Raw genomic sequence first — 13,143 nt, 5'->3', positions numbered from 1 at the left:
GAATCAGCGGTTGACGCTTAGCTGGGCCAGCATTTCAGGGCCCCGGGATTCGAGCCACCGGCCGCCGAGCCTGACGCCCGTCACGAAAAGTACCAGCCCCAGGATGGGGCCCAGCGCAAGGTTCAGCCAGCCGAAGAGAGCATCGCCCGTCACGCTCTGGGCTATTATCAGCGCCGCTTCCGGGAGGACCAGGAGAAAGAGCACCCCCATCCCGCCGAACTGCACCAGCATGGTCTGGCCGACGTTGCCGGGAGGTTTCTTGAAAGGGCTGTCTCCCGGCAGCGGCACTGCTACGTTATAGCGGGCCGACACCACTGACGAGAGGCCAAGACCGGTCAGGAGAATACCCACGGACAATCCCAGTACGCCGGGCAGCCACGCCCAGCTGCCGGTGAACGCAAAGGGCACGAAGGTGAAGGCCAGCACCACGGGAACGGAGAGGATCAGACAGGCCAGGGCACGGCCGAGCCGGTCCGCCACCCCCCGCACTCCCGTGGCAAGGTGGAGCGCAAAAGCGGTGTTGTCATAGGAGACGTCGGCTGAGATCGACCAGGCCATCAGGAACGCGGTCAGTGGGCCAAGCACCATGAGGATCCCGAAGTCATCTCCCTGGCTCGCCTGGAAAAACATCACCACCGCCAGCAGCGGGATGACAATGAGCGAGCCGCCGTAACGGGGATCGCGGAGCCAGTAGGTCAGGGCCCGTGCGGTCACCGCACCGGTCGGCGTTGCGGGCATGATGGAGAACAGCCCCATCTTGCCGCCCTTGCGGCTCCCGCCACCCGCGTAGGGAGGGTTGACCAGGGCGCGCTCCAGCAGGATCTTCCAGCACCAGGCGAGCGCCCCCACGGAGGCCACGGCGATGAGGAGTTTGGCTGCAGCCGTCCCCGCGTGCCCGGCGTCGACGTCGCCGCCCAGGGACCAGGCAGCGCCAAGCGGTGTCCACGCCATGGTTCTGGCAAAGTCAGGAAGAAACCCTCCGGACGCGGAGATTCCTTGCGAAACTCCTGCCACGATGGGGCCCAGCAGGATCAGCGGCACCATAAAGACAACTCCGCTGACGTCCTTGAAACGGCGCGAGGCCGCGAGGCTGGCTGTGGCCGTGGTGGCAACTTTGGAGAGCAGAATGCACGTGCAAACGCCCAGGACCGCCCCCAGTAGCGCGGCCAGGGCGGGAAGAACGCCGCGGGACCAGGTCCCCACCGTAGCCAGCGCCACCAGGGCAGTGGCCCCACCCGGAATTCCGATCAGCCCGCCCAGAGCCAAGCCTGTCAGGAGTTGCCGCATAGGGACGGCGAACGTGGTGAACCGTGCGGGATCGAGCGTCATGTCGGCGGCCGAGACGGCGACCGGGATGATGCCCCAGCCCAGAATGGCCGCCGCACCGCCCAGCACCACCACGGTGTGCGCGAGTTCGTTGTCTTCCTGCCGCAGCAGAAGCAGGGCCACCACCAGCACACCCACCAGCCCCAGCGCGTACAGGCCCCCGACGATCAGGCCCACGAGCTGCCACGGGCTGCGGCGGAGGCTGTTGCGCAGGAGCGTGATCTTCAGTCTTAGAAGGTGCGCAACCATTCCAGGCCCTCCGTCTGGCTCCGGCCGCCCACGAGCTGGACAAACCGGTCCTCCAGGGAAGCACCGGCCCGGACTTCCTCCACAGTGCCGGCAGCCAACACCCGCCCGGCGGCCACCACGGCGACGTGGTCGCACATCCGCTGGACCAGGTCCATGACGTGGCTGGAAACGATCACTGTTCCGCCGGATTCGACATAACGGTCCAGGATGTCCCGGATATTCGCCGCAGACACCGGGTCCACCGATTCAAAGGGCTCATCCAGGACCAGCAGCCTCGGCGCATGGATGAGGGCGGAGGCCAAGGCAATCTTCTTGGTCATGCCGGCCGAATAGTCCACCACCAGGGTGCCGGCATCGGCGCCCAGGTCCAGTGCCGCCAGCAGCTCCCCCACCCGGGCGGACACCACGTCCCTATCCATTCCGCGCAGCAGGCCCGCGTAGGTCACCAGTTGTTCTCCGGTGAGGCGGTCAAACAGGCGGACTCCGTCAGGGAGGATGCCCATGAGTTTTTTTGCCTCAAGCGGCCGCGCCCAGACGTCGACGCCGTGCACCAGGGCCGTGCCGAAGTCCGGCCGGAGAAGCCCCGTGGCCATGGACAGCGTGGTGGTCTTGCCGGCACCGTTAGGCCCCACAATCCCATAGAAGGACCCTGCGGGCACATCCAGGCTGATGCCGTCGACGGCGATCTTGCCGCCGAAGCGTTTCGCCAGGCCGCGGATGGCCAGGGCAGGAACAGGCTGGGGGCCGGCAGACGGAGGCAGCCCGGGTTGCGGTTCAGTCATGATGCCAGCGTAGTCCTCCGGTTATGCCGGGAGGGTCCTCCGAAAGAGTTACTTCCTGACCGAAAGGATTACTTCCTGCAAGGGTCATTTCCTAGAAAGAGCGGCGGGGAATGGCCCGTTCATACTGCGGCGCCCACGGGAGCTCGTGGCCGAGTTCGAAGGCGGCGCGCAGCCACCAGTGCGGGTCCCGCAAGGCCGCGCGGGCAATGAAGACCCCGTCAGCCTGGCCCGTGGCGACGGCGTGTTCCGCCTGACCGGGCGAGGTCAGCAGTCCCACGGTGCCCGTCCGCACGCCGGCCTCGCGCCGGATCTGGGCCGCGAAGCCTGTCTGGTAGCCGGGACCGGCCGGGATCTGCTGGTGTGCCACGGCTCCCCCGCTGGACACGTCCACCAGGTCCACGCCACGTTCGGCGGCGGCGGAAGCCAGCCGGACCGATGCAGCGGCATCGATCCCGCCCTCGGCCCAGTCCGAAGCGGAGATCCGTAGCAGCAGCGGCATCGAGTCGGGGATGACGTTCCGCACCGCGTCCACCACTGCCAGGGTCAGCCGGTTCCGTCCGGGCTCGTCGCCGCCCCAGTCGTCAGTGCGGTCGTTGATCAGCGGGCTCTGGAACTGATGCAGCAAATAGCCATGGGCACCGTGGATTTCGATGGTGTCGAACCCTGCGTCGACTGCCCGGACGGCGGCCGCGGCAAAATCGGCAATGACGCCGTCAATTTCCGCCGCGGTCATGGCTCCGGGCGCCGCATAGCCGTCGAACGCCGAGGTGCCCGGCCCCACAGTCTCCCAGCCACCGTCGGAGGCCGGCACCGAGCCGCGCTTCCCCGAAAAGGGCCAATACGTCGAGGCCTTGCGGCCCGCGTGCGCCAGCTGGGTGCCGATCTTGGCGTCTGCCGCGCCGTGGCGGTGCACAAACGCCGTGATACGTTCCCAGCCGGCCGCCTGCTCGTCGTTGTAGATTCCGGCGTCCAGGGGGCTGATCCGTCCGGCTGCGTTAACGGCTGCTGCCTCGGTGAGGATCAGCGCCGCTCCCCCGGCTGCGAAGGATCCCAGGTGCATAAGGTGCCAGTCGTGCGGGACGCCTTCGCCGGTGTCCGGGCCGCAGCTGTACTGGCACATCGGCGAGACCCAGCCGCGGTGGCGCAGGGTCAGTGAGCGCAGCTCCAGCGGCGAAAAGAGGGCCGGGGGCATTAAAAGAGCACCCGGGCCAACCCCTGCCGCGCCTTGGCCACGCGTTCATCCGACGGCCCCACAACCTCGAAGAGGTCCAACAGCCGGACGCGGGCGGTCTCGCGCTCCGGGCCGAAGTTCCGGCCGATGAAGCTGACAATCCTGCCCAGGGCGTCCTCGATGTGCCCGCCGGCAATGTCCAGGTCCGCCACGCCAAGCTGGGCATCAAGGTTGTCCGGCTGCTCGGCTGCGAGCTGGCGCAGCGCGTCGCCTTCCGGACCGGTCAGGGACTGCAGTCGCTCCATCAGCTCCACCTGGGCGAGGCCTGCCTTGGCTTCTGCGTCCGCCGGCATCTCGAGCAGCGCCTGCCGGTAGGATGCGGCCGCGGCGGCATAGTCTCCGGCTTCGATGGCGTCATAAGCTGCCTGGTGCAGGGGCGGCAGCGGGGCGGGTTCGGCTTCGGCGGCAGCGGTTCCGGCGCCGCCCAGGCTGCCCGTGACGCCGTTGGCGGCTGCGACCTTCAGCAGTTCATCCAGCAGGCTGCGCACCTGCTGTTCATCGGCTCCGCCCTGGAACAGGGGCACGGGCTGCCCCTTCACAACTGCCACGGCCGTGGGCACGGCCTGGACCTGGAAGGCCTGGGCAAGCTGCGGGAAGGCATCAATGTCTGCGGCACCGAGGACCAGGCGTCCGCCATAGCTGTTGATGATGTCCTCAAGGACATTCAGCAGGTCGCCCGAAGCGGGTGAATAGCTGGCCCAGAGGCCGAACACCACGGGAACCTGGGCGGACAGTTCAACGAGCTGCTGGAAGTTGGCCTCGGTGACTTCGACGCGGAGCGGTTGCCCGCCGGTGTCCGGCGCCGCCCCCTGGGCGGTCGCTGACGGCGGGACGGCCCCCGCCTGCCCGGCAGCGGACGGGCCGCCGGCGGGCGCACCTGGTGCCGGCGGGGCGGCAGGGCGCTGTTTCAGGCTGGAAAGGTCGACGGCGCCGCGCAGGTTGAGCTGGCTGGCAGCGGCTGGAGGGACTGGACGGGAGGCTGGCGAACTCATAGCCTCCACTCTAGCCACTCCGGCCGCTGCTGGTCATACCCGTAGCCTGGGCTACTTGAAGCTGGCTCCCACGAGTCCGCGGGTGGCGGCTACCAGCTTCATCGGATCCTTGGAACCGGTCGGCGGGATGTAGACGGCCATGGATTCGGCGAAGTTGAGCACCATGCCGGAGCTCGTTTCCTTGCCCCCTGCCAGGACGGCCGCGTCGTCGCCGATGGCCAGCTTGTCCCCTTCGGCCTTGGGGGTTCCGTCGAAGGCGAAGTTCAGGCGGCCAAGGACCAGGGCGCCGCCGTCAGCGGTGCGGAACACCACGGTTTCCTCGGGTGCCACCTTATGCGTGAAGCTGAAGTTGCCGTTGACGCCGGTCTTGACCACATCAGCCTGGTAGGCCAGCGTGTCGGCGATGTACGGCGAGGACTGACCTTCAACCAGCTTGTCCTTGAACGTCGAATCCGGCTTGGTCAGGCGGTCACCCAGCCCGGCGAGGGCTTCCTCACCGCTGTAGAGCAGGCCGGACTTGTCGTTGGCGGCCAGGGTTTCCGTGCCGGACCGTCCGATTGCAGGGAACGTGGTGCCCGGCTGCAGCGGCGTGGTTTCCACCAGCTTGTAGTTCTCGCGCGGGGACTTCTGGACGAGAGTCAGCAGCTGGGGAACAACATTGCCTTCACCCTGGGTAACGGCCATGACCGAGCGCGGCCAGGCTCGCTTGCTGGTGACAACGGTGGTCAGCAACTTGGTGGCACGAACGGGCATGCGCGCCTCGTAGGCGCCCACCTGCGAACGGATCTTGTAGTTCTGCGTGCGTACCTCGAGTTCGGTGCGGTCCACGCGGGTCTTCAGTTTCGCGGCATCCTTGGCGGCGTCGCCGGCATCCACAGTGCTGGACACCTGTTCCAGGATCCGGCGGAATTGGGCATCCAGCAGCACCGGCGAGTCGGGGGTTTCAGCCTCGGCGGAAGCGCTGGCTGACGGCGACGGAGTGGTAGTAGCCTGGGCGGCTACGCCCGTGCCGGCGACGATCGTGGCTGCCAGTGCGGCCATGGCCACGCCGGCGCGCCTGGTTTTGAACGGGGCAGCGAAGTTAGAGCTGCTATTGGCGCTACCGGGCTGCTTTTCAACGGGTGACGGAGTTACAGGCGCCGGCTTGTCGGCCGGGCGGACTGCGCGTGCACGGCGGATCAACTTGTCCTTCATGGATTCGCCGGTGTCGTCCCCGCCGACCCCCTCGGGCTTCCCGCCCTTGGGCTTGATCAGCAGCAGCGCCAGTCCGGCGAGCATCAGGAGGCCGCCAAGGACCATCAACGGTACGGCCCACGGCGTGGAAGTGTCATTGGGGAACGTCATGGAGATGGACGACGGCGCCGGCTTGGTGCCGTCCGAGGCCAGCAGGAGCGACCACTCGCCGTCGGCCGGGGCATTCCAGGTGTAGTTCAGCTCACCGCTGGCGTTCTCCGTGGAAACCCACAGATCGGAACCGGCAGGCGTCGGCGCGGTTGCTTCGCCGTCCGTGTGGTTCAGCTGGAGGGACTTGTTGTCCTCCGAAACTCCGGAAACGGTGTTGTGGGCTGTTTTGCCAACCCAGGCGTCCACGTCGTCGGGACGGCCGGCGGCCAGCATGAAGCTGCCTTCGCCCTTGACGTTGATCTTGACCGTTCCCCCGTGAAGGGTCCTCAACTTCTGGTCAATGACGGTAAGTGGTGCGGCGGTGCCGTCGGAGGGCGCCGAGGCCGTTACGGTCTCGGCCGGGGCCCAGATGGTCTTCTGTCCTACGCCGGCCAGCAGTGTCAGGAGGCCGAGCAGCACTAGTGCAACTGCAGTCTTGAAACGCAAAAGGATACCTATCATCAGCGGGGGTTTACTTTCAATAGTAACCGTTTTGTTACCAATGAGTCAGATCGGGGCTCTGGTCCCAGCCTAGGGCAACCTGCCGGGTCCGCTCGAAAACCGGGCGCTGACGGGCCTGCTGATAGTGTTTGCGATGATCATCACAAGGCCCGCAACGGCGGCGCCACGGACGGTAAAGGGCCCCAAAACGCAGTGACTGAACACACGGATTCGTCCACCCCAGGACAGGAAAAAATTACGGGATCCGGTGCCCAGGAAAGTGTGACGGGCCCCAAGCCCCACGAACGCAAACGCCTGTTGCCGGGACTGGCGGCGGCGGTGGTGCGCAGGCTTCGGACGCCCATTCCCGGCGCCCAGCCCCGGCTTCGCTTCGAGATGCCGCCGGAGTCCGCGGAGGACTCCATCACCCCCGAAACCGAGAAGGGAACACGCTTCGGCCACCCGGGGCCGCGAATGTCGTCCCAGCATCCCCTATATATGGGCTTCATGGGGACTGTGGGCGTCGGCGTGGCCCTGCTGGTCTACTGGATCGGGTCCAACACCACGCAGCTGCTGCTCTGGATCGTGACCGCGCTGTTCATCGCGCTGGGCCTGGACCCGGTTGTGCGCTGGCTTGAAGGGCGCAGGCTTCCCCGGCCCATCGGAATCCTGGTGGCGGTAACGGTACTCGTGTCCGCCGTCGCCGGATTCTTCGCCACCCTGATCCCCACCATCGTCCAGCAGGTGACCCAGGTTGTGCAGGAGGCGCCGCGCTGGATCCAGGACTTCATTGATTCGGACTTCTTCCGCAGCGTCGACGACCAGTTCGGTGTGCGGGAGCGCATCACGCAGGAACTGGAGAAGTTCGTTAACGATCCGGATGCCATGGGAGGCATTTTCGGAGGGGTTGTGGGATTCGGCTCCACCGTTGCCAACGGGCTGTTCGGCACCCTCATAGTCCTGGTGCTCAGCCTTTACTTCCTTGCGGCCCTGCCGGCCATGAAGAAGTGGGGCTACCGGCTCGCGCCGCGCTCCCGCCGCGTGCGCGTGGAAGCACTTGCCGAAGAGATCACCGCTTCGGTGGGCAACTACGTGATCGGCCAGGCCTGCGTAGCCCTCCTCAACGCGACCTTCGCCTTCATCGTGATGTCGATCGTCGGCGTTCCCTTTGCCGTCCTGCTGGCCTTCGTCGTGGCTCTGCTGGCGTTCATCCCGTTAGTCGGCGGTCTCATCGCCGGCGTGGTGGTAACGCTGATCGCACTCACGGCGGGCTGGCAGACCGCCCTCGTCTACGCTATTTGCTACTTTGCCTACCTGCAGTTCGAGGCGTACTTCATCTCGCCCCGGATCATGCAGAAGGCGGTAGCCGTGCCCGGCGCCGTTGCCGTCATTTCCGTCATTGCAGGCGGCAGCCTCCTTGGGGTGCTCGGCGCCCTGATCGCCATTCCCACGGCTGCGGCGGTCATGCTGCTCGTGAAGGAAATCTTCATCGTCCGCCAGGACAAGCACTGACCGGCGGTTCCGGCCTGGGCGTAAATCCCGCAACTAGGGCGCGGCCGTGGCCACGGGACCGCTCCATTCCTGCGGCAGGCCGTCCGGGCCTGCACCCCGCTCAGTGACCTCGTCGACGATTTCATTGAGGACTCGGGCGGCGTACTTCTCCCCCACCCAGAGGTGCTTGGCGCCGTCGACTCCCACCACGTCAGCCTGCGGCACCAGGCTGAAGCGCTCGACGGCGGCAGCAGGCTGGAGGTAGTCGTCGTGTTCGGGGACCAGCACTTTCAGGGGCTTGCCTGCGGCAGCCCACTCCTTCAGGTGAACATCCGTTGCCCTGTGCAGCGGCGGCGAAAGCAGGACGGCGCCTTCCACCGCTGAGGCCACCGGGTCTGTCGCCCCGTACATCAGTGCAAGCTCGGTGCCGAACGACCAGCCCACCAGCCAGCGGTTGGGCAGGTTCCGGTCCGCGGCGAACCTGACGGCCGCCTCGACGTCGAACCGTTCGCCGATGCCCTCCTCGAACCGGCCTTCGCTGGTGCCCCGCGGCGAACTGGTTCCCCTGGTGTTGAACCGGAGCACGGCGACGCCGGCAAGGGCGGGGAGCCGGTACGAGGCCTTGCGGTAGACGTGCGAGTCCATGAACCCGCCGTGGGTGGGCAGCGGATGCAGCGTGATCAGAGTGGCGGTGATGTCACCCGACTCGGGGATGGCGAGTTCGCCGACAAGGACGTGACCGTCTTCGGTGCGAATCTCCACGTTCTCCCGGCGGGCCGGAAGAACCGTTGAGGCCCGGATTGCGGTTGCTTCGGAAGGCTGGCTGAATACGAACGACGCCGGGTCAAAAGTCATGACTACCAGCTTAGCGATAGCGGTACGTGCGTGAAGTCCAGCAGTTGGAGTGCCAGTGGCGCCGTTCGGCGAGCCCGGCCGCCGCGCCGAACAGGTGGTCTTCGGACCAGACCACCAGATGCTCCACGCCGGGAAGGACCGCGGTTGAGCAGCCCGGGCAGATGTATGACTTTTCGGCCCGTTTGGCCGTCATGGTCCGAACCATCCACTCGCCGTCGGGCGCGCTTTCACGCCGTGCGATGCCCGACCGGGCACGCTCCAGGTCCAGCTCCGGTACGGGGCCGGTGGCGTGCTTGCGGCTGGCCTGTCCCAATTTTCCGGAGACGGCACGGCGGGGGCGGTTGGAACGGGGCATGTCTCCATTCTGCCCCAGGCTCCGGCCCCGCGCTGTTCCTGCCATGGACTCAGACGGTAGTGTTGACCGGGTGCGTTTAGTCATAGCCCGTTGTTCTGTTGATTACGTTGGCCGGCTCAAGGCCCATCTCCCCCTTGCCACCAGGCTCCTGCTGGTGAAGGCGGACGGGTCCGTCCTGGTGCACTCCGACGGCGGCTCGTACAAGCCGCTGAACTGGATGAGTCCCCCGGCCAGCCTCCGGGTCTCCACGCCTGACGAGGTGGACCTGGAGCTCGGCGTCACCGAACAGTGGACCGTGCAGTCCGCCAAGACCGATGACCGGCTGATCATCAACATCCACGAGCAGCTGCACGACACCTCCCATGAGCTGGGCCAGGATCCGGGCCTCATCAAGGATGGGGTCGAAGCTGACCTGCAGCGATTGCTGGCCGATCAGATCGAACGGCTCGGCACCGGCTTTTCACTCATCCGGCGCGAGTACTTCACGGCCATCGGCCCGGTGGACATCCTGGCCAGGGATGCGGACGGTGCCACGGTGGCCATCGAACTCAAACGGCGCGGCGACATCGACGGCGTTGAACAGCTGACCCGGTACCTGGAACTGCTCAACCGCGACCCGCTGCTGGCACCGGTCCGCGGCATTTTCGCCGCCCAGCAGATCAAGCCCCAGGCCAAGGTCCTGGCCACCGACCGCGGCATCGACTGCGTCACGCTCGACTACGACGCCATGCGCGGCGTTGACGACAGCGAATCCCGCCTCTTCTGAATTGGCGGTTGTCCAATAGCGCGGCGCACTGTCATAAGGCCGCGGTTCACATGGGCTTTACGCAAAATTTATCGAATTCCCCGTTTTGCCCGTTGACCTGACGCAACCCACATGAAATTCTTATATAAGTCTTTGTGTAGGTGTTTTTCATGCTCGCAAGACATGTTGCGAGCGCGAAGCTTCGTCAGCTAGTGTCCGGTTCCACCGGACGGCAAGCCAGGATTCTTCTCGCGGAGTGACCAAGTGCGGCACGAAGTGTGCCGGGCTTAAGCAAGTTCCACAATGAGGAGAAATAAATGGCACAGGGAACCGTCAAGTGGTTCAACGCTGAAAAGGGCTTCGGCTTCATCACCCCGGATGACTCCGATGGCGATGTCTTCGTTCACTACTCGGAGATCCAGACCGGTGGATTCAAGACCCTCGACGAGAACCAGCGCGTTCAGTTCGAGATCGGCCAGGGCGCCAAGGGCCCCCAGGCAACCGGCGTAACGCTGGTCTAGTCCCTTCGTCGGCCGGCCGCCTGCCGGTGGCCTCCAACGAAACAAATGATCCCCGGCACTAATGCCGGGGATCATTTTTTATCTATTGCCACGCCTGCACATTGTTTCCCGTCACAAATGTTTTCGGAATCAGAAAACATGCACCCAAATTACCCGGCCGGCCCTGCGCAATTAGCTGACCAGTGTCCGCAGCAGCCGTGCGCTCTGGCGGACAGAGAGACCGGGCAGGTAGGCGCGGCTCAGCGCCCGCCCGATGGCGGGCAGCTGCAGGGGGTCCTGATAGTAGAGGTAGAGCGTACGGTAGTCCGGCTTAAACCGGGATTTGAAGGTGGCCAGGGAACGGAAGCCGTACACCGGCTCCAATGCACGGCCCACCACATCCAGGATCGCCGCAAGTCCCTCAGGCTTACGGTCCCTCTCCCGCTCCGCGTCCCGGTCTGTTGCAGGGTCCGAAACCCCCTCGGTGTCCGGGGCTGCCACGGACGCTGCCGCCTCGGCGGGTTCCTTGGCCAGGGGCGACCCGGACAGGGAAATGACTTCAACGGAAGTCCGCAGCTCCAAGACGGCGGAGGCAATCAGGAATTCCATGACGCCGGGGAATCCGTCGTCCCGCCGGCGCATGAAGTCGAGCGTCCAGCTGACCACCGTTCCGTCGTCGAAAACCGGCAGCCAGCTGGTCACGCCGTGTACCAGGCCGCCTCCGTCGACTGCCACACAGCACAGAACGTCGTCGTCCATCAGTTCGTCCATGCCCCCGAGCGTGAAACCCATCTCCGGGACGGACTTCTGCGCGGCCCACTCCTCCGACACCTCAAGGAGCTGGGCGCGCAGCGGTGCGGGAAACCCGCTGTAGGCTCCCCACACCGCCGTCACGCCGATTTTTCGCGCTCGGTTCAGCGCTGTCCGGACGTTTTGCCATTCCTTGCCTTTGAACTCGAGCTCCCTCACGGCAAGCCGGGTCTCCTGGGCCACGGCCACCCGGCTGAACGCACGTGACTGCAGCATGGGCCACAGCCCGTCGGTGCAGGAATAGAAGCAGGGAACCAGGGCATGCTCCGCGCAGTACTGCATGAATCCGGCAGCAGCCTCCTCCCGCAGTCCCGGGTCTCCGAACGGACCGCCCAGCGTCAGTGCCACACTGCCATGCTGCTGGTACGCCACCCCCGCGTCCCGGGCCGGCGTGAACCAGTACTTGTTGGGCTCCCACAATGCCATCCAGGACAGTGAGTCGCCGCCCCTGCGCACCAGGCGGCGGGCCACGTCCCTGTCCTCAACCCCTGCGCCTGCCCCGTGGTGCTGCCCGAGCAGCACCACCCAGACTCCGGCCAGGGCCACTGCCCAGAAGGCGATGCCGGAAAACGCAAACAGGAAGGCCTCAACCGAATTCCGGTCCTGGAAGATCCGGTTGTACAGGCTGGGGATGGGCACCGGCAGGTACTGGCGGGCGAGTTCGGCGGCGAGCCCGGACGGGCCGCCGTCGCGCTCTATTCCGCCGGCGGCCAGCCAGGCGATGGTGTACGTGCCCGCAAGGGCCGCCCACGTACCTGCCAGCACCCGGGCCAGGTGACGCCGTGCCGGCGCGGATGTTTCCACCCGGAACTGGCGGCGGTTGATCCAGAGCAGCACCACCAGCAGCAGCGGAATTGCCACCAGCGGGAGAACGTGGACGAACCCTGAACCCATGACGGCGGTGTGCGGCCGCGACGGGTAGTGCGGTATCCGCGCAAACAGCGTGAGGTACACGGCGGACAGCGCCGTGACGGCCAGCTGGACGCCGATGGTGATCCGCCAGGCGAGCCGGCGCCCCCGTCGCAGCCCGTCGGCGCATATCAGCAGGAGCAGCACGGGCACCACGGCCAAGGCAAGGCCCAGCGGTCCGGCGAACCCCGCCCGCCCGATCTCCAGGCAGTCCACGTCGACAGTGCCGCCGCAGTTCTGCTCCAGTTGGCTGAGGGTGGGCAACGGGTTCAGGACCACATCCCGCAGCAGCGCCAGCGGTCCCGTGGGGCTGCGGACGGCGGCAGTCAGGATGGGGCCCACAGCGAAAATGCCGACGATCAGGGCCAGCAGATTACGTGTCTCGCGGCCGGTGGAACGGTGCCGGTGGAGTGTGCCGTGGTCGCTCTGGATCCACCACCCGGCGGTCAGCCCGGCCAAGGCGCCGAGGAACCCGACCACGGTCTCCGGGTGCCCCACATAGAGGACAAGGAGCAGCGACGCGGACATGATGCCGGTGCGCAGGCGCCGCTGCCACAGGGCGGGCACGAGTCCGCTGGCCCCCAGCGTTGCGGCAAGGACGGCGGCATACGGTCCGATGAGCCGGGCGTCCACCATGAGTCCCATCCACCCGTCGCCGGCGTAGCGCGCGAGCTGGGTGAAGAGCAGAAACAGGGAAACTGCTGCGAACTGTCCTCCGAAGAAGAACCCGGCCGTCCGGAGTGTGCCCAGCCTGCGCTCGGCGAGCCCCAGCAGCAGCAGGATCATGGACGCAGCGGTGAGGTACGCCGCGGGGTTCGTGGCGAAGAAGAGCGAGGTGAACAGGGACCACCACTGCCCGCTCTTCAGCGCCGTCATGTTCACCGACGCAATATCAAGGAGGGCTTCCGGAGGCCCCGCCAGGAAGCTGTTGGTGGCGGCTCCGGTTCCGAGGAAGAGGCCAAGGACACCCAAGGTGAAGGGCACTGCCTTGAAATGGTCCTGAGTACGCCGGAGCGCCCGTAGGGTGACGTCGGCCCACGTCACGTCGCCGTCGCTTGCGTAGTCCTTCTTTGC

At 66.3% G+C, this 13,143-nt stretch carries 11 protein-coding genes; 3 read left to right on the top strand and 8 right to left on the bottom strand.

Annotated features, from left to right (window positions below; translation table 11 throughout):
* Positions 1 to 3: 3 nt before the first annotated feature.
* From J2805_RS11150 to J2805_RS11130, 5 genes are all read right to left on the bottom strand, one after another.
* Positions 4 to 1,575, bottom strand: a complete 1,572-nt coding sequence (locus tag J2805_RS11150; RefSeq protein WP_309976054.1) for a transporter — start codon at positions 1,573 to 1,575, stop codon at positions 4 to 6.
* On the bottom strand, positions 1,557 to 2,357 hold the full coding sequence (locus J2805_RS11145) for an ABC transporter ATP-binding protein (protein ID WP_309976052.1): 801 nt from the start codon (positions 2,355 to 2,357) through the stop codon (positions 1,557 to 1,559). The genes J2805_RS11150 and J2805_RS11145 overlap by 19 nt, the downstream gene beginning before the upstream one ends.
* A 91-nt stretch (positions 2,358 to 2,448) precedes the next feature.
* Positions 2,449 to 3,549, bottom strand: a complete 1,101-nt coding sequence (locus tag J2805_RS11140) for an NADH:flavin oxidoreductase/NADH oxidase (RefSeq protein WP_309976050.1) — start codon at positions 3,547 to 3,549, stop codon at positions 2,449 to 2,451.
* The gene (locus J2805_RS11135; RefSeq protein WP_309976049.1) at positions 3,549 to 4,580 is read right to left on the bottom strand and encodes a tetratricopeptide repeat protein; all 1,032 of its coding nucleotides are present in this window, start codon (positions 4,578 to 4,580) and stop codon (positions 3,549 to 3,551) included. Before J2805_RS11135 ends, J2805_RS11140 begins: the two co-directional genes overlap by 1 nt.
* 51 nt (positions 4,581 to 4,631) lie before the next feature.
* Positions 4,632 to 6,425 carry a hypothetical protein gene (locus J2805_RS11130; protein WP_309976047.1) on the bottom strand — a complete coding sequence of 598 codons (1,794 nt, stop codon included), beginning with the start codon at positions 6,423 to 6,425 and terminating at the stop codon, positions 4,632 to 4,634.
* A 294-nt stretch (positions 6,426 to 6,719) separates the two neighbouring features.
* Here J2805_RS11130 and J2805_RS11125 point away from each other — a divergent pair, with 294 nt between their 5' ends.
* The gene (locus J2805_RS11125) at positions 6,720 to 7,916 is read left to right on the top strand and encodes an AI-2E family transporter (RefSeq protein WP_309976323.1); all 1,197 of its coding nucleotides are present in this window, start codon (positions 6,720 to 6,722) and stop codon (positions 7,914 to 7,916) included.
* Positions 7,917 to 7,949: 33 nt separating this feature from the next.
* Here the strand turns inward: J2805_RS11125 and J2805_RS11120 are convergent, their stop codons facing one another.
* Positions 7,950 to 8,750, bottom strand: a complete 801-nt coding sequence (locus tag J2805_RS11120) for an alpha/beta hydrolase (protein WP_309976045.1) — start codon at positions 8,748 to 8,750, stop codon at positions 7,950 to 7,952.
* A 10-nt stretch (positions 8,751 to 8,760) separates the two neighbouring features.
* A complete protein-coding gene (locus tag J2805_RS11115; RefSeq protein WP_309976043.1) occupies positions 8,761 to 9,105 on the bottom strand; it encodes an ATP/GTP-binding protein in 345 nt (114 codons plus the stop codon).
* 70 nt (positions 9,106 to 9,175) lie between these two features.
* Here J2805_RS11115 and nucS point away from each other — a divergent pair, with 70 nt between their 5' ends.
* Both nucS and J2805_RS11105 read left to right on the top strand, forming a co-directional pair.
* Entirely contained in the window at positions 9,176 to 9,871 is a 696-nt protein-coding gene (gene nucS, locus J2805_RS11110) for an endonuclease NucS (RefSeq protein WP_309976041.1), read from the top strand.
* A 296-nt stretch (positions 9,872 to 10,167) separates the two neighbouring features.
* A complete protein-coding gene (locus J2805_RS11105; protein WP_011692441.1) occupies positions 10,168 to 10,371 on the top strand; it encodes a cold-shock protein in 204 nt (67 codons plus the stop codon).
* Between the two features lie 171 nt (positions 10,372 to 10,542).
* Here the strand turns inward: J2805_RS11105 and J2805_RS11100 are convergent, their stop codons facing one another.
* A complete protein-coding gene (locus tag J2805_RS11100) occupies positions 10,543 to 13,113 on the bottom strand; it encodes a phosphatidylglycerol lysyltransferase domain-containing protein (protein ID WP_309976321.1) in 2,571 nt (856 codons plus the stop codon).
* Between the last annotated feature and the right edge of the window lie 30 nt (positions 13,114 to 13,143).

The sequence above is a fragment of the Arthrobacter oryzae genome, from assembly GCF_031454875.1.
Lineage (GTDB): Bacteria > Actinomycetota > Actinomycetes > Actinomycetales > Micrococcaceae > Arthrobacter > Arthrobacter oryzae_D.
The sequence above is the reverse complement of the archived record's forward strand: the minus strand, read 5'-3'. Positions and strand labels throughout refer to the sequence as shown.